Source organism: Streptomyces sp. Root1304 (assembly GCF_001426405.1).
In the GTDB taxonomy this organism is placed as follows: domain Bacteria; phylum Actinomycetota; class Actinomycetes; order Streptomycetales; family Streptomycetaceae; genus Streptomyces.
Window position 1 is genome coordinate 518,574 of record NZ_LMEP01000012.1, and the last position, 16,337, is coordinate 534,910.

Here is a 16,337-nt window from a genome sequence, read left to right on the forward strand (position 1 = left end):
CCCGGGCCCGCAGCGGCCCGTTCCGCGACTCCCGGTCCGTTCCGCGACTCCCGGTCCGGGCTCGCCCTCCCGTACGCGAGAATGGGCCCATGAGTCTGTTCCGCGACGACGGCATCGTGCTGCGCACCCAGAAGCTGGGTGAAGCGGACCGCATCATCACGATCCTCACGCGCGGTCACGGGCGGGTACGCGCCGTGGCGCGGGGCGTCCGGCGGACCAAGTCGAAGTTCGGCGCACGGCTCGAACCGTTCTCGCACGTGGACATCCAGTTCTTCGCCCGGGGGAGTGAGCTGGTCGGACGCGGACTGCCGCTCTGCACCCAGAGCGAGACGATCGCCCCCTACGGCGGCGGAATCGTCGCCGACTACGCCCGGTACACCGCCGGCACCGCGATGCTGGAGACGGCGGAGCGCTTCACCGACCACGAGGGCGAACCCGCCGTCCAGCAGTACCTGCTGCTCGTGGGCGGTCTGCGGACCCTCGCCCGCGGCGAGCACGCCCCCCACCTCATCCTGGACGCCTTCCTCCTCCGCTCCCTCGCCGTGAACGGCTACGCGCCGAGCTTCGAGGACTGTGCGAAATGCGGAATGCACGGGCCGAACCGGTTCTTCTCGGTCGCGGCCGGCGGCGTCATCTGCGGCGACTGCCGGGTACCCGGAAGCGTCGTACCCTCTGCGGAGGCCATCGGCCTGCTCAGCGCGCTGCTCACCGGCGACTGGGAGACGGCGGACGCGTGCGAGCCGCGTCACGTCAGGGAGGGCAGCGGACTCGTGTCCGCCTATCTGCACTGGCACCTGGAGCGCGGCCTGCGCTCCCTGCGGTACGTAGAGAAGAGCTAGGAGATCCATCGCCATGGCCATCGCACGACTCCTCGGGCGCCAGCGTCGGGAGTACAGCACCCCCGAGCCGCACCCGTCCGGCGCCCGCCCGCCGAAGCTCCAGTCGGAGCTGGTCCCGGAACACGTCGCGATCGTCATGGACGGCAACGGCCGCTGGGCGAAGGAGCGCGGACTGCCGCGCACCGAGGGCCACAAGGTCGGCGCCGAGCAGGTGCTCGACGTGCTCCAGGGCGCGATCGAGATGGGCGTGGGATCGATCTCGCTGTACGCCTTCTCCACCGAGAACTGGAAGCGCTCGCCCGAAGAGGTGCGCTTCCTGATGAACTTCAACCGCGACTTCATCCGCAAGTCCCGCGACCAGCTCGACTCGCTCGGCGTCCGGGTGCGCTGGGTGGGCCGCATGCCGAAGCTGTGGAAGTCGGTCGCCAAGGAGCTCCAGGTCGCCCAGGAGCAGACCAAGGACAACACCAAGCTGACGCTGTACTTCTGCATGAACTACGGCGGTCGCGCCGAGCTGACGGACGCGGCGCAGGCGATGGCCGAGGACGTCAAGGCGGGCAGGCTCGACCCGGCGAAGATCACCGAGAAGACCATCCAGAAGTACCTGTACTACCCGGACATGCCGGACGTGGACCTCTTCCTGCGGCCCAGCGGCGAGCAGCGCACCTCCAACTACCTGATCTGGCAGAGCGCGTACGCCGAGATGGTCTTCCAGGACGTGCTGTGGCCCGACTTCGACCGCCGTGACCTGTGGCGGGCGTGCGTCGAGTTCGCCCAGCGCGACCGCCGCTTCGGCGGCGTGGACCCGGCCGACATGGCCGTGCTCGACAAGGCCTGAGCCGAACCCGGGGGGATCACCATGGACGAACAGCTCGTGCTCGCCTATTCGCCCGACCTCGGCGAGGTGAAGGAGGCCGTACGGGTCCGGCTGCGGGCGACCGTCTGGTGGCGGCTGCTGCGGTGGGCGGCCTGGGGCGCCGGCGTGCTCGCCCTCCTGGTCGTCGGCCTGGCCCTGCTGCCGCCCTCGCCGGAACCGGGCACGGCAGCCCGGCTGGCGGCACTCGGCCTCGTCGCCGTGGGCTGTGCGGAGGCGCTGCCCTGGCTGACGGCCCGGATCGTCTTCCGGCTGATCAAGGCCCAGGGCGATGCCACGGCCGTCGTCGGCGAGGACGGGGCCCGGTGGACCTCCCGGGACACCGACACCACGATCCGGTGGGGGCTGCTGCCCCGGTACGTGGAGACGCCCCGGCTCTTCGTCCTGCTCACGTCCCAGCAGTCCGGCACCGGCTTCGCGTACCTGCCCAAGCGCGGACTCGCCGCCCCGGCCGACGCCGACCGGCTGCGGGCGATCCTGGACCGGAACATCACCCACGCCTGAGACGACGAGCGGGCCCGCACCGGATTCCTCCGGTGCGGGCCCGCTCGTATGTCAGGTCACCGCTCAGGTGACCGCTCGGGTCACTTCCCCGCGCAGTCCGCGCACGTCCCGAAGATCTCCACCGTGTGCGCCACGTTCACGAAGCCGTGCTCCGAGGCGATCGTCTCGGCCCACTGCTCCACCATCGGGCCCTCCACCTCCACGGCCTTGCCGCAGACGCGGCAGACCAGGTGGTGGTGGTGGTCGCCGGTCGAGCAGCGGCGGTACACCGTCTCGCCCTCGCTCGTGCGCAGCGCGTCGACCTCGCCCGCGTCCGCGAGGGACTGGAGCGTGCGGTAGACGGTGGTGAGGCCGACCGAGTCGCCGCGGTGCTTGAGCATGTCGTGCAGCTCCTGGGCGCTGCGGAACTCGTCCACCTCGTTCAGCGCCGCCGACACGGCGGCCCGCTGCTTGGTCGAGCGGCCTCGTACGGGGGGTCCTGCCGTCACCACGGGGGCCTCCTAGAATGCTTGTCTGCCCCCGCCATTCTGCCAGTCCCCCGTGTCCCCGAGGCCTGACCGGATCAGACCTTCACGTCGTCCGTCGGCCGCCGCGTGGCCGGAACCTGCGCGTCGCAGTCCCTCGTGGCCGCCTCCGCCGCCCGCGCCCGCCGTTTCGCGAGCGGGGTGGCGAGCAGGGTCAGGACGATGAAGACCCCGATCGCGTACAGGACGATCGTCGCGCCGGGCGGTACGTCCTGGTAGTACGAGGTGACCGTGCCCGCGAGGGTGACCGTGATGCCGGTCGCCACCGCGAGGACGAAGGTCGTGCGGAAGGACTTCGACAGCTGCTGGGCCGCCGCCACCGGCACCACCATCAGCGCGCTGACCAGGAGCAGGCCCACGACCCGCATGGCGACCGTGACGGTCACCGCCGCCGTGACGGCGATCAGCAGGTTCAGGGCGCGCACCGGCAGACCGGTGACCCGGGCGAACTCCTCGTCCTGGCTGACGGCGAAGAGCTGCCTGCGCAGACCGACCGTGACCAGGACGACGAAGGCCGCCAGGATCGCGATGGCGGTGATGTCCTCGGTGGACACCGTGGAGAGCGAGCCGAAGAGGTACGAGCTGAGGTTGGCGTTGGAGCCGGTCGGCGAGAGGTTGATCAGCAGGACGCCGCCCGCCATACCGCCGTAGAAGAGCAGCGCGAGCGCCAGGTCGCCGCGGGTCTTCCCGTACGCTCTGATCAGCTCCATCGCGACCGAGCCGACGACGGCGACCAGGGTCGCCATCCAGACCGGGCTGGAGTTCAGGAGGAAGCCGAGGCCGACGCCCGTCATGGCGACATGGCCGATGCCGTCGCCCATCAGCGCCTGGCGGCGCTGCACCAGGTAGATGCCGACGGCGGGGGCGGTGATGCCGACGAGGACGGCCGCGAGGAGCGCCCGCTGCATGAAGGCCGGTTCGAGGAAGTCCATGGTCAGCTCAGCAGTCCCGTGCGGAGCGGCTCGCCGGCCGCGTGCGGATGTACGTGGTCGTGGCCGGGCAGCGCGTGCTGGCCGACGGCCTCGGGCGGCGGGCCGTCGTGGACGACGCAGCCGTCGCGGAGCACGACCGCCCGGTCGATCAGCGGCTCCAGGGGGCCCAGCTCGTGCAGGACGAGGAGGACCGAGGTGCCGCCCGCGACCTGCTCGCGCAGGGTCGCGGCCAGGATCTCCTGGCTCGCGAGGTCCACGCCCGCCATCGGCTCGTCCATGATCAGGAGTTCGGGTTCGGAGGCGAGCGCGCGGGCGATCAGGACCCGCTGGTGCTGGCCGCCGGAGAGCGCGGAGACGGAGTCCCCGGCGCGGTCGGCGAGGCCGACGAGATCGATGGCCCGCTCGACGGCGGCCCGGTCCTGCCGGGACAGCCAGCCGAGCTTCTTGCGGGACAGCCGGCCGGAGGAGACGACCTCGCGGATCGTGGCGGGCACGCCGCCGGCGGCGGTGGTGCGCTGCGGCACGTAGCCGACCCGGGCCCAGTCGCGGAACCGCTTCCGGTCGGTGCCGAACAGTTCGATCGTGCCGCCCGTCAGCGGCACCTGGCCGATGACCGAGCGGACCGCGGTGGACTTGCCGGAGCCGTTGGCGCCGAGCAGCGCGACGACCTCGCCGCGGCGCACGGTGAGGTCGACGCCCCGGAGGACGGGCCGGGCACCGAGGGCCGCCGAGGCTCCGCGGACGGAAATGACGGGGTCCGGTTCCATGGCTCGTACCTCCTGGGATGCGGTGATCACTTGGCGCCGAGGGCCTTCTGCAGCGCGGCGAGGTTGGAGCGCATGACCTCGATGTAGTCATCGCCCTTCGACTTGTCCGTGATTCCCTCCAGCGGGTCGAGCACGTCGGTCCGCAGACCGGTGTCGCCGGCGAGGGTCTTCGCGGTCTTGTCGCTCGCGAGGGTCTCGAAGAAGACGGTGGTGACCTTGTCCTTCTTCGCGATGTCCTGGATCTCCTTGATGCGGGCGGGGCTCGGCTCGGACTCGGGGTCGACGCCGGAGATGCCCTCCTGGTCCAGGCCGTACCGCTCGGCGAGGTAGCCGAAGGCGGAGTGGGTGGTGACGAAGGTCTTCGTCGGGGTGTTCTTCAGACCGGTCTCGAAGGAGGTGTCCAGGTCGCCGAGCTTCTTCACCAGGGCGGCGGTGTTCTTCTTGTAGTCGGCGGCGTGGTCCGGGTCCGCCTTCTCCAGGGCGGCGCCGACTCCCTTGGCGACCTCGGCGTACTTCACGGGGTCGAGCCAGATGTGCGGGTCGCCGCCGACCTCGGAGCCGTGGTCGTGACCGGCCTCCTCGGAGGCGTGGTCGTGGCCGGCTTCCTCGCCGCCGTGGTCGTGGCCGACCTCGGTGCCGTGCTTCTCCAGCGTGGTGAGGGCGGCCGCGTCGACGGTGTTCTTGACGCCGGCCTGGGCGATGGCGTCGTCGACGGCGGGCTGGATGCCCTTGAGGTAGAGGACGACGTCGGCCTCGCCGAGCTCGCCGATCTGCCGCGGCTTGAGCTCCAGGTCGTGGGGTTCGACGCCGGGCTTGGTGAGCGTGTCGACGGCGACGTGCGCGCCGCCTATCTGCTCGGCCAGGTACTGCATGGGGTAGAAGGACGCCACCACGTCCAGTTTGCCGTCGCTGCCCTTGTCGGCCGCACCCGAGGTCCCGCCGCAGGCGGAGAGGGTGACGGCGCCGAGGGCGACGGCTCCGGCGAGCGCGGAACGGGGTATGAGGCGGCGTACGTTCATGACACCCATTTTCAACAAAGATGGAAACGATTGTCAATTGTCGTAGCTGTGGTCCGCCCCACGCGCTCCCGCGCACGCCTCCCGAGCGCCCCGCGCACACCGCCCACGTGCCCCGCGCGGGCCTGCTTCGCCCCCTTCGGGGCCTCTCGCGGGCTTCCGTCACCGAACCGATTTGATACGGGGGGTGCGGGCGCCGGTAACCTGAGGCATTCGCACTTCGTCGTCGTAATGAAGAGAGCACCGTGGCCGCCGACAAGATCGACACCATCGTCAGCCTGAGCAAGCGCCGTGGCTTCGTCTACCCGTGCAGTGAGATCTACGGCGGCCAGAAGGCCGCCTGGGACTACGGACCGCTGGGTGTCGAACTCAAGGAGAACCTGAAGCGTCAGTGGTGGCGTTACATGGTCACCGCGCGCGAGGACGTGGTCGGCATCGACTCGTCGGTCATCCTGGCCACCGAGGTCTGGGAGGCCTCCGGCCACGTCGCGACCTTCACCGACCCGCTGACCGAGTGCACCTCCTGCCACAAGCGCTACCGCGCCGACCACCTGGAGGAGGCGTACGAGGAGAAGCACGGCCGCCTCCCCGAGAACGGCCTCGTCGACCTCAACTGCCCCAACTGCGGCAACAAGGGCACCTTCACCGAGCCCAAGCAGTTCTCCGGCCTGCTCTCCACCCACCTCGGCCCGACCCAGGACTCCGGCTCCGTCGCCTACCTGCGTCCCGAGACCGCGCAGGGCATCTTCACCAACTTCGGCCAGGTCCTGCAGACCTCGCGCAAGAAGCCCCCGTTCGGCATCGCGCAGATGGGCAAGTCCTTCCGGAACGAGATCACTCCGGGCAACTTCATCTTCCGCACCCGCGAGTTCGAGCAGATGGAGATGGAGTTCTTCGTCAAGCCGGGCGAGGACGAGCAGTGGCAGGAATACTGGATGGAGCAGCGCTGGAACTGGTACACCGGCCTGGGTCTCCGTGAGGAGAACATGCGCTGGTTCGAGCACCCGCAGGAGAAGCTCTCCCACTACTCGAAGCGCACCGCCGACATCGAGTACCGCTTCTCCTTCGGCGGCAGCGAGTGGGGCGAGCTGGAAGGCGTCGCCAACCGCACCGACTACGACCTGAACGCCCACTCCAAGGCCTCCGGCGCCAACCTGACCTACCTGGAGCAGGAGGGCGAGCGCTACACGCCGTACGTCATCGAGCCCGCCGCCGGTGTCGGCCGCGCCATGCTGGCGTTCCTCCTCGACGCGTACACCGAGGACGAGGCCCCGAACGCCAAGGGCGTCATGGAGAAGCGCGTCGTCCTGCGCCTCGACCCGCGCCTGGCGCCGATCAAGGTCGCGGTCCTGCCGCTGTCCCGCAACCCGCAGCTCTCCCCGAAGGCCAAGGGCCTGGCGGCTGACCTGCGCCAGAACTGGAACATCGAGTTCGACGACGCCGGCGCCATCGGCCGCCGCTACCGTCGCCAGGACGAGATCGGCACCCCGTTCTGCGTGACCGTCGACTTCGACACCCTCGACGACAACGCGGTGACCGTGCGCGAGCGCGACACCATGAAGCAGGAGCGCGTCTCCCTGGACCAGATCCAGAGCTACCTGGGCAGCCGCCTGCTCGGCTGCTGACCCGCCCACGCGACACGCGAAAGCCCCCGGTTCCGGAAACGGAACCGGGGGCTTTCCCGTGGTCGGGCCGGCTGTACGGGCCGGGTGACGTGCGGTCAGGCTGCGGGGGTCTCCGCTGCCGCTCCCGCCGCCGCTGCTGCCGCTGCCGCCTCGGCCTCCGCCTGGCGCCTCGCTCCCTCGGCCGCGCGGCGCTTGCCGAACCAGGCCGTCCACACGCCGAGGACGCCGAGCACGCCGTAGATCATGAGCGGGCTGAGCGTGACCATGGTCGAGGTGCTCAGCGCGTACGCCAGGCCGATCCGGACCAGCGCCTCGATCACGTACGCCACGCCCCACACCAGCGTCATCGTGCGCATCGTGGAGCGGAAGCCCTCGAACTGCCACATGCCGTTCCACCAGGCGGTGGAGGCCGGGGTGCCGTCGGTCGCGAACTTGCGGCCGAAGTAGAACATCAGCGGCCGCGGCGCCAGCAGGGTCACCAGGCAGAGCAGCCCGAACAGCCCCGTCACGCCCGAGTCCTTGATCAGCAGCGCGCGGGCGGTGTGCGCGCCGATCAGCGAGACCAGGGCCGTGATCACCAGGAAGACCAGGGTGACGACGGCGAACTCGTCGATCTTGCGCCGCCAGGCGACCATGATCGCGCTGTCCAGGACCGGCCAGACACTTCCGGCGAGCAGGGCGGTGAACTCGGACCAACCGTGGTTCTCGGTCAGTGTGTTGTAGGTGACGATCGGCGCGACGACGTTGAGGCCGATGGTCAGGATCCAGCCGAGGGCGGCGGAACCTCCGGAGCGGGCGGGCCGCCCCGGCTGTCCGTCGGCCGCTGCGGCCGGTGGCCCGCCGGGTGCGGACATGGCGTCGGACATGGTTCCCCCTGGTGCTGAAATCGGGCGCGGTGCGGGAGAAGGCTAGTCATGTTCCGGACAAGGAACGGGAAAGTCCGCTCCAAGCGATCTTCAAATGCCGCCGACGCGCGCCCCGAGGGGGTTCAGGCGCGCAGCCCGCGCAGCAACAGGCCCACCACGGCCTCGAATTCGGTCCCGATCGTGGGCCGACGCCACTCCGGCGCGTACGCCGGGTCGTGGAAACGGGAGGTCGCGTCGAAGAGTGCGCGGGCCGTCGCCTCCGGGTCGGGGGCGGCGAACTCCGCCTCCCGGGCCCCCTCTTCGACGATCGACCGGACCTGGTCGATCAGGATCCCGACGTGCTGGTCGACCACGCCGCTGTTCTCGTCGATCAGCACTCCGTACGTCGCGAACAGCTCCGGGTCGTCGCCCGCCTTGTGCCGCTTGGCCTCGAAGAGCAGCGCGAACCAGTCGTGCAGCTTGGCGGGCGCCGCCAGCTCGGGCTGCGCGGTCAGTTCGGCGAGCGCCTTCTCGGTCCGCGAGAGCCACCGCTCGGTGACCGCCTCGCGCAGCGCCGCCTTCGTGCGGAAGTGGCGGTAGACGCTGCCATGGCTGACCCCGAGCACCCGCGCCACGTCCACCACGGTCGCCTTCGCCGGCCCGTACCGCCGCAGCACCTCCTCGGTTGCTTCGAGGATGCGCTCTGCGGTCAGGGTCTCGGTGGCGGCCATGGAATGACAGTACCTGTCAGCCCCCACAGGTCGATGGCCCCGGCCCCGGCTCGGGTCCCGGTGTCGGGACCGGCCCTGGCCCCGGACGGAGTTCCCGGCACGGTCAGTGCTCGCTGTCCAGGTGGGCCATCTGGGCCGCCGGGTAGCGGTCGCCGGATGCCGCGTCCGCCGGGACGGCCTGCTCCATCGCTGCCAGGTCGGCCGCGTCGAGGGTGACGTCCAGGGCGCCGAGGGCCTCCGCCAGCCGGTCCCTTCGGCGGGCGCCGACCAGGGGGACGATGTCCGTGCCCTGGGCGAGGACCCAGGCGATGGCCGTCTGCGCGACCGTCACGCCCTTCGCCTCGGCGAGCGTCCGCAACCGGTCCACCAGGTCCAGGTTCCGCCCGAGGTTCTCGCCCTGGAATCGCGGGCTCATGCCCCGGAAGTCGTTCGGCGCCAGTTCGCGGTCCCGGGTGAAGTGGCCGCTGATGAGCCCGCGCGACAGCACGCCGTACGCCGTGACGCCTATGCCCAGCTCGCGCGCGGTGGGCAGGATCTTCTCCTCGATGGAGCGGGAGATCAGCGAGTACTCGATCTGGAGGTCCGCGATCGGGGCCACGGCCGCCGCCCGGCGCAGGGTGTCCGCGCCGACCTCCGAGAGCCCGATGTGCCGCACGTGCCCCGCCTCCACCAACTCCGCGATGGCGCCGACGGTCTCCTCGATCGGCACGTCGGGGTCGACGCGGGCGATCCGGTAGATGTCGATGTGGTCCGTGCCCAGGCGCTGGAGCGAGTACGCCGCGAAGTTCTTCACGGCGTCCGGCCGTCCGTCGTACCCGCTGAAGCCGCCCTCGACCGTGCGCAGCGCGCCGAACTTCACGCTCGTCAGCGCCTGCTCGCGGGCGCCGGCCGGGGCGCTCCGCAGCGCCTCGGCGATCAGCAGCTCGTTGTGCCCCATCCCGTAGAAGTCGCCCGTGTCGAGCAGGGTCACCCCCGCGTCCAGCGCGGCGTGGATCGTCGCGATCGACTCGGCGCGGTCCGCCTCTCCGTACAGCGCGGACATCCCCATGCAGCCGAGGCCCAGCGCGGAGACCCGAGGGCCGGTGGTGCCCAGCGGGCGGGTGGGAACGGAGGTCCGTGCCGTCGTCTTCGTCGTCTCTGTCGTCTTCATGGAACAACCATGACATGACCGATGACAGATTTCAATATCTGTCATTCGTGTGGGTGAAGCGGAGGAGGGCCGGGGCGGTGCCGGAAAACCGGGTGCCGACGGGAGCGGGCCGGGGGTAGCGTCGCCGGCATGTATTCGTTCTTCCAGATCTACGAGTGAGCGCCTTCGGCGCCAGGCCGAGTCCCACCGAAGCCCACCTCACCGACGGGAGAACACCGTGTCCAAGAGCCGTAACAACCTCCTCGGCGTTGGCGGACAGCGCAAGAAGCTGTCCCGCGCCGACCAGCACGGCGCCGGCCAGGGCCGCACCGCGGCCCAGAGTTCCGCCGACGACCGCAAGCAGGAGCTGCTGAAGAAGATGCGCGAGCGCGCGCAGGCGGCAGCGGAGAACACCACCGGCCCGGCAGCGGAGAGCGCCGACGCCGCCGCGGAGAGCACGCAGGCGGCGGACACCGCCGACACCGCCGCCGACACCGGCCGGCAGTAACCACCACGAAGGGCCCGGGGCGCACAGCACCCCGGGCCCTTCGCCCTGCCCGGCCCCAACCTCGGTCCCGGCCCCGGCCTCAGCCCCGGCCCGCCCTGCCCCGCCCCGCCTCTCCGCCCGCCCGGCCCCCTCAGACCCCCTTCACCCCCTTCACCGCGACGTCTCCCTCTCCGCCGCCACCCGCCCCTCCCCGTCCTCCTCCGCCAGGCACATCGCCGTCCGTTCCGCCGTGCCCCGCGCCCATCTGCCGCTGGTCAGTGCCCCGACCGCGAGGACCGCCAGCCCGCAGGCCGTCACCACCCAGTAGGCCGGCCCCGCCGCCGCCGCGAAGGCGTCCGGCGGCATCCCCGTCCCCGCCCCCGCTCCCACACCCGCCGCCAGGACCGCGCCCACGACCGCCACCCCGAGCGTCTGTCCCACCTGGCGGCTCGTCGAGGCCACCGCCGACGCCACCCCGGCCTGCGCGCGGGGCATGCCCGAGACCGCCGTGTTGGTGATGGGGGCGTTCACCAGGCCGAAGCCGATGCCGAAGACCACGTACCCGGCGAAGAGCAGCGGATCGCTGGTCTCGGCCCCGAAGGCCGAGAAGAGCAGCGCCCCCGTCGCCATCGCCGTCCCCGCGAGGAGCAGCGGGAGCCGGGGTCCACGCGCGCCCGTGAGCCGTCCCGACAGCGGCGCGAAGACGAAGGTCATGCCCGCCATCGGAAGCATGTACAGACCGGCCCGGAGCGGGGAGAGACCGCGCACGTCCTGGAGGTACAGCGTGTTCAGGAAGAGGAAGCCGCCGAAGCCCGCGAAGGCGCAGACCGCGACGACCGTGGCCCCGCTGAACGGCGCGCTGCGGAAGAACCGCAGGTCGATGAGGGGTTCGCGGCGCCTCGGCTCGTACAGGAGGAGTCCGGCGAGCGCCCCCGCGGCGATGCCGGCGAAGAGCGGGTCGGTCTCGATGATCGCGTACGTGAGCGAGCCGAGGAGCGCCGCCACCAGGAGCTGCCCGACCGGGTCGGGGCGGCGGGGGCGGGGCGCGCGGGACTCGGGGACGTACCGCAGGGTGAGGAGCAGGGCGAGGAGGGCGACCGGCAGGTTGACCCAGAAGATCGCCCGCCAGCCGACCGATTCGACGAGCAGACCGCCCACCAGGGGCCCCGCGGCCATGGAGACGCCGACGACCCCGCCCCAGACGCCGATGGCACGCGCGCGTGCGGCGGGTTCGGTGAAGGTGTTGGTGATGATCGACATGGCGACCGGGTTCAGCATCGAGCCGCCCACGGCCTGGACGGCCCGGAAGGCGATCAGCGCCTCCAGGTTCGGCGCGAGGGAGCAGAGCAGCGAGCCGAGCGCGAAGACGACGAGGCCGGTGACGAAGACCTTGCGGCGGCCGATGCGGTCGGCGGTGGAGCCGGAGAACATCAGGAGCGAGGCCAGGACCAGGGTGTACGCGTCGATGACCCACTGCAGGCCGGCGACGGAGGCGCCGAGGTCGCGCCGCAGGGAGGGCAGGGCGACGTTGAGCGCGGTGTTGTCCAGGCTGACGATCAGCAGGCTCATGCAGCAGATCGCCAGGACGAGGAGTTGCCGGCGCCGGGGGAGCGGCGAGCGTGTGAGCTCGGGCATGTTCGGATAGTACGACTAACTAATGACCGCCGCAGTACGCGACAATGGCCCCATGACCGCGTTCTCCCCCCTCGCCATCGGGCCGCACATCGTGCAGCCGCCGGTGGTGCTCGCCCCCATGGCCGGCATCACCAACGCCCCCTTCCGTACCCTCTGCCGCGAGTTCAGCGGCGGCAAGGGGCTGTTCGTGAGCGAGATGATCACGACGCGCGCCCTGGTCGAGCGCAACGAGAAGACGATGCAGCTCATCCGCTTCGACGCGACCGAGCAGCCGCGCTCGATCCAGCTGTACGGGGTGGACCCGGTCACCGTCGGCAAGGCCGTACGGATGATCGTCGACGAGGACCTGGCCGACCACATCGACCTGAACTTCGGCTGCCCGGTCCCCAAGGTGACGCGGAAGGGCGGCGGCTCGGCCCTGCCCTACAAGCGGCCGCTGCTGCGCGCGATCCTCAACGAGGCCGTGACCAACGCGGGCGACCTGCCGGTCACCATGAAGATGCGCAAGGGCATCGACGACGACCACATCACCTTCCTGGACGCGGGCCGGATCGCGGTGGAGGAGGGCGTCACGGCCATCGCGCTGCACGGGCGGACGGCAGCCCAGCACTACGGCGGTACGGCCGACTGGGACGCCATCGCGCGCCTCAAGGAGCACGTGCCCGAGATCCCGGTGCTCGGCAACGGCGACATCTGGTCGGCCGACGACGCCCTGCGGATGATGCGGGAGACGGGCTGCGACGGCGTGGTCGTCGGGCGCGGCTGCCTGGGGCGCCCGTGGCTCTTCGCGGACCTGGTGGCGGGCTTCGAGGGCACGGGGGCGTACGCGGCGCCGGGTCTGCGGGTGGTCGCGGACGCGATGGTGCGGCACGCGCGGCTGCTCGGCGAGTGGCTGGGTGACGAGGCACGCGGTGTCATCGACTTCCGCAAGCACGTGGCCTGGTACCTGAAGGGCTTCTCGGTGGGTTCCGAGATGCGCAAGAAGCTGGCGATCACCTCGTCTCTGGACGAACTGAGCGCTCAGTTGAGCGAGCTGGACCTGGACCAGCCGTGGCCGGTGGGTGCGGACGGTCCTCGGGGTCGTACGTCCGGAAACAACCGAGTTGTCCTGCCGGACGGCTGGTTGAAGGACCCCTACGACTGCTCCGGGGTGAGCGAGGACGCCGAGCTGGACACGTCCGGCGGCTGAGATCAGGCCTTTCCGGGGGAGTGATCCTCGCCACCCTTGAGGGGGGTGGTGCTCAGATGAGCAGGTTACGAACGGCTGCACTGCCTGAAAGGGTGGCACTGGGTGCCACCCTTTTTGTGTTCAAGAGTTGAACGCAAATGGGCGCCAAGGGTGCTCGGATGAGCGAATTCTCGGCGATTCCGCCCCCTCTGGCTTCGGGGCCTGAAAGCGGAAGCTTCGCCTCGGTAACTTTCGAAGTGCTGGCGGACGGGTGGTTAAGACCACGTGTCCGCTAGGCGTACCTCCCCAGAAGCCTTCGATCTGGGTATGTTCCTCGCCGTCAGGGCAGCCAACCGAGTCATCGAGGAGTCGGGACCCGTGTCGGAAAACAATGATCAGAAGTTCGTGTACGACTTCACCGAGGGCAACAGGGACCTGAAGGACCTGCTCGGTGGCAAGGGCGCGAACCTGGCCGAGATGACCAACCTCGGTCTGCCGGTCCCCCCCGGCTTCACGATCACCACCGAGGCGTGCAAGGTCTACCTCGAGAGCGGTTCGGAGCCCGTCGAGCTCCGCGACGAGGTCAGCGCGCACCTCGACGCCCTCGAGCGGCAGATGGGCAAGAAGCTCGGCCAGGCCGACAACCCGCTGCTCGTCTCCGTCCGCTCCGGAGCCAAGTTCTCCATGCCGGGCATGATGGACACGGTCCTCAACATCGGCCTCTCCGACGAGTCCGTCGTCGGACTCGCCCGCCAGGCCGACAACGAGCGCTTCGCCTGGGACTCGTACCGCCGCCTCATCCAGATGTTCGGCAAGACCGTCCTGGACGTCGACGGCGAGCTGTTCGAGGAGGCCCTCGACGAGGCCAAGGCCGAGAAGAAGGTCGCCAGCGACACCGACCTCGACGCCGCCGACCTCCGGAAGGTCGTCGAGCACTTCAAGGGCATCGTGAAGGCCGAGACCGGCCGCGACTTCCCCCAGGACCCGCGCGAGCAGATGGACCTCGCCATCGAGGCCGTCTTCAACTCCTGGAACACCGACCGCGCGAAGCTGTACCGCCGCCAGGAGCGCATCCCGGGCGACCTCGGCACCGCCGTCAACGTCTGCTCGATGGTCTTCGGCAACCTCGGCCCCGACTCCGGCACCGGCGTCGCCTTCACCCGCGACCCCGCCTCCGGCCACGCCGGCGTCTACGGCGACTACCTGCAGAACGCGCAGGGCGAGGACGTCGTCGCCGGCATCCGCAACACCGTGCCGCTGGCCGACCTCGAGTCGATCGACAAGGCCTCGTACGACCAGCTCATGCACATCATGAACACGCTGGAGACCCACTACAAGGATCTCTGCGACATCGAGTTCACCATCGAGCGCGGCCAGCTCTGGATGCTCCAGACCCGCGTCGGCAAGCGCACCGCCGGTGCCGCCTTCCGCATCGCGACCCAGCTCGTGGACCAGGGCCTGATCGACGAGGCCGAGGCGCTGCAGCGCGTCACCGGCGCGCAGCTCGCCCAGCTGATGTTCCCCAAGTTCGACGAGAACGCCAAGGTCGACCAGATCGGGCGCGGCATCGCCGCCTCCCCGGGCGCGGCCGTCGGCAAGGCCGTCTTCGACTCGTACACGGCCGTCAAGTGGTCCCGCTCCGGCGAGAAGGTCATCCTGATCCGCCGCGAGACCAACCCGGACGACCTGGACGGCATGATCGCCGCCGAGGGCATCCTCACCTCCCGCGGCGGCAAGACCTCGCACGCCGCCGTCGTCGCCCGCGGCATGGGCAAGACCTGTGTCTGCGGTGCCGAGGAGCTGGAGGTCGACACCAAGCGCCGCCGGATGACCACCTCCGACGGCCAGGTCGTCGAGGAGGGCGACGTCGTCTCCATCGACGGCTCCACCGGCAAGGTGTACCTCGGTGAGGTACCCGTCGTACCGTCCCCGGTCGTCGAGTACTTCGAGGGCCGGATGCACGCCGGCGCCGACGACGCCGACGAGCTGGTCGCCGCCGTCCACCGGATCATGGCCTACGCGGACCGCGTCCGCCGCCTCCGGGTCCGCGCCAACGCCGACAACGCCGAGGACGCCAACCGCGCCCGCCGCTTCGGCGCCCAGGGCATCGGCCTCTGCCGCACCGAGCACATGTTCCTCGGCGAGCGCCGCCAGTTCGTCGAGCGGCTGATCCTGGCCGACACGGACACCGAGCGCGACCAGGCCCTCGAAGCCCTGCTCCCGCTCCAGCAGACGGACTTCGTCGAGCTCTTCGAAGCCATGGACGGGCTGCCCGTCACGGTCCGGCTGCTCGACCCGCCGCTGCACGAGTTCCTGCCCGACATCACCGAGCTGTCGGTACGCGTGGCCCTCGCGGAGTCCCGCAAGGAGCCGCACGAGAACGACCTGCGCCTGCTCCAGGCCGTGCACCGGCTGCACGAGCAGAACCCGATGCTGGGTCTGCGCGGCGTTCGCCTCGGCCTGGTCATCCCCGGCCTGTTCACCATGCAGGTCCGTGCCATCGCCGAGGCCGCGGCCCAGCGCATCGACGCCAAGGGCGACCCGCGCGTCGAGATCATGATCCCGCTGGTCGGCACCGTCCAGGAGCTGGAGATCGTCCGCGAGGAGGCCGAGCAGGTCATCGCCGAGGTCCAGGCCCGGACCGGCGTCGAGCTGAAGCTCGCGCTCGGCACCATGATCGAGCTGCCGCGCGCCGCCGTCACCGCCGGCCAGATCGCGGAGGCCGCGGAGTTCTTCTCCTTCGGCACCAACGACCTGACCCAGACGGTCTGGGGCTTCTCCCGCGACGACGTGGAGGCCTCGTTCTTCACCGCGTACCTGGAGAAGGGCATCTTCGGCGTCAGCCCCTTCGAGACCATCGACAAGGACGGTGTCGGCGCGCTCGTGCGCAGCGCCGTCCAGGCCGGCCGCGCCACCCGCCCCGACATCAAGCTCGGTGTCTGCGGCGAGCACGGCGGCGACCCGGAGTCGGTGCACTTCTTCCACGAGGTCGGTCTCGACTACGTCTCCTGCTCGCCCTTCCGGATCCCGGTGGCGCGTCTGGAGGCCGGCCGTGCCGCGGCCGAGTCGAAGGGCAGCGACAGCCGCTGAGCCCCGGGAGTCCGGGGCGCGGGGCCGCAGGGCCCCGTGACCCCGGTCCCGGCGCACCACCGGGGCCGCCGTCGGTCAGCTCTGCGACCCTCACCGGCGGGCGGCGGCTCCGGATTCACAAAAAGAGACGGGACGGACACCTTTGTGCGGAGGTGTCCGTCCCGTTGTTTG

Annotated in this window: 15 protein-coding genes; 7 read left to right on the forward strand and 8 right to left on the reverse strand. The window is 70.6% G+C overall.

Going from position 1 to position 16,337, the window contains the following annotated elements:
• Positions 1-89: 89 nt before the first annotated feature.
• The 3 genes from recO to ASD33_RS15225 are packed head-to-tail and all read left to right on the forward strand — an operon-like array spanning position 90 to position 2,217.
• Positions 90-839 (forward strand): DNA repair protein RecO, encoded by a 750-nt coding sequence (recO, locus tag ASD33_RS15215; RefSeq protein WP_056559141.1) that lies wholly within the window; start codon positions 90-92, stop codon positions 837-839.
• A 13-nt stretch (positions 840-852) separates the two neighbouring features.
• Positions 853-1,677, forward strand: coding sequence for an isoprenyl transferase (locus ASD33_RS15220; protein WP_056559144.1), 825 nt, complete (start codon positions 853-855; stop codon positions 1,675-1,677).
• A gap of 21 nt (positions 1,678-1,698) precedes the next feature.
• Entirely contained in the window at positions 1,699-2,217 is a 519-nt protein-coding gene (locus ASD33_RS15225; RefSeq protein ID WP_056559147.1) for a YcxB family protein, read from the forward strand.
• An 80-nt stretch (positions 2,218-2,297) separates the two neighbouring features.
• On the opposite strand, the gene ASD33_RS15230 is transcribed toward ASD33_RS15225, so the two are convergent.
• The 4 genes from ASD33_RS15230 to ASD33_RS15245 all read right to left on the reverse strand — a co-directional run bounded on the left by ASD33_RS15230 (position 2,298) and on the right by ASD33_RS15245 (position 5,459).
• Complete coding sequence (locus ASD33_RS15230) at positions 2,298-2,708, reverse strand: Fur family transcriptional regulator (protein ID WP_030317431.1); 411 nt, start codon at positions 2,706-2,708, stop codon at positions 2,298-2,300.
• 71 nt (positions 2,709-2,779) lie between these two features.
• Positions 2,780-3,673: a metal ABC transporter permease gene (locus tag ASD33_RS15235; protein WP_056559149.1), complete on the reverse strand. Its 894-nt coding sequence runs from the start codon at positions 3,671-3,673 to the stop codon at positions 2,780-2,782.
• A gap of 2 nt (positions 3,674-3,675) precedes the next feature.
• The gene (locus tag ASD33_RS15240) at positions 3,676-4,440 is read right to left on the reverse strand and encodes a metal ABC transporter ATP-binding protein (protein ID WP_056559152.1); all 765 of its coding nucleotides are present in this window, start codon (positions 4,438-4,440) and stop codon (positions 3,676-3,678) included.
• Positions 4,441-4,466: 26 nt separating this feature from the next.
• Positions 4,467-5,459, reverse strand: coding sequence for a metal ABC transporter substrate-binding protein (locus tag ASD33_RS15245; RefSeq protein WP_056559155.1), 993 nt, complete (start codon positions 5,457-5,459; stop codon positions 4,467-4,469).
• A 242-nt stretch (positions 5,460-5,701) separates the two neighbouring features.
• Here ASD33_RS15245 and ASD33_RS15250 point away from each other — a divergent pair, with 242 nt between their 5' ends.
• The gene (locus ASD33_RS15250; RefSeq protein WP_056559160.1) at positions 5,702-7,081 is read left to right on the forward strand and encodes a glycine--tRNA ligase; all 1,380 of its coding nucleotides are present in this window, start codon (positions 5,702-5,704) and stop codon (positions 7,079-7,081) included.
• Between the two features lie 95 nt (positions 7,082-7,176).
• On the opposite strand, the gene ASD33_RS15255 is transcribed toward ASD33_RS15250, so the two are convergent.
• The 3 genes from ASD33_RS15255 to ASD33_RS15265 form a co-directional block, all read right to left on the reverse strand.
• Positions 7,177-7,935, reverse strand: coding sequence for a VC0807 family protein (locus tag ASD33_RS15255; RefSeq protein WP_056561446.1), 759 nt, complete (start codon positions 7,933-7,935; stop codon positions 7,177-7,179).
• A 134-nt stretch (positions 7,936-8,069) separates the two neighbouring features.
• Positions 8,070-8,657 (reverse strand): TetR family transcriptional regulator, encoded by a 588-nt coding sequence (locus tag ASD33_RS15260; protein ID WP_056559163.1) that lies wholly within the window; start codon positions 8,655-8,657, stop codon positions 8,070-8,072.
• 103 nt (positions 8,658-8,760) lie between these two features.
• Complete coding sequence (locus tag ASD33_RS15265) at positions 8,761-9,807, reverse strand: aldo/keto reductase (RefSeq protein WP_056559166.1); 1,047 nt, start codon at positions 9,805-9,807, stop codon at positions 8,761-8,763.
• Positions 9,808-10,024: 217 nt separating this feature from the next.
• Here ASD33_RS15265 and ASD33_RS15270 point away from each other — a divergent pair, with 217 nt between their 5' ends.
• The gene (locus ASD33_RS15270) at positions 10,025-10,294 is read left to right on the forward strand and encodes a DUF6243 family protein (RefSeq protein WP_056559169.1); all 270 of its coding nucleotides are present in this window, start codon (positions 10,025-10,027) and stop codon (positions 10,292-10,294) included.
• A gap of 150 nt (positions 10,295-10,444) precedes the next feature.
• On the opposite strand, the gene ASD33_RS15275 is transcribed toward ASD33_RS15270, so the two are convergent.
• Positions 10,445-11,908, reverse strand: a complete 1,464-nt coding sequence (locus ASD33_RS15275) for an MFS transporter (protein WP_056559172.1) — start codon at positions 11,906-11,908, stop codon at positions 10,445-10,447.
• A 52-nt stretch (positions 11,909-11,960) separates the two neighbouring features.
• Between ASD33_RS15275 and dusB the strand changes: the two genes are divergently transcribed.
• Complete coding sequence (gene dusB / locus ASD33_RS15280; RefSeq protein WP_056559174.1) at positions 11,961-13,097, forward strand: tRNA dihydrouridine synthase DusB; 1,137 nt, start codon at positions 11,961-11,963, stop codon at positions 13,095-13,097.
• A gap of 357 nt (positions 13,098-13,454) precedes the next feature.
• The gene (gene ppdK, locus ASD33_RS15285) at positions 13,455-16,166 is read left to right on the forward strand and encodes a pyruvate, phosphate dikinase (RefSeq protein WP_056559177.1); all 2,712 of its coding nucleotides are present in this window, start codon (positions 13,455-13,457) and stop codon (positions 16,164-16,166) included.
• The last annotated feature ends 171 nt before the right edge of the window (positions 16,167-16,337 follow it).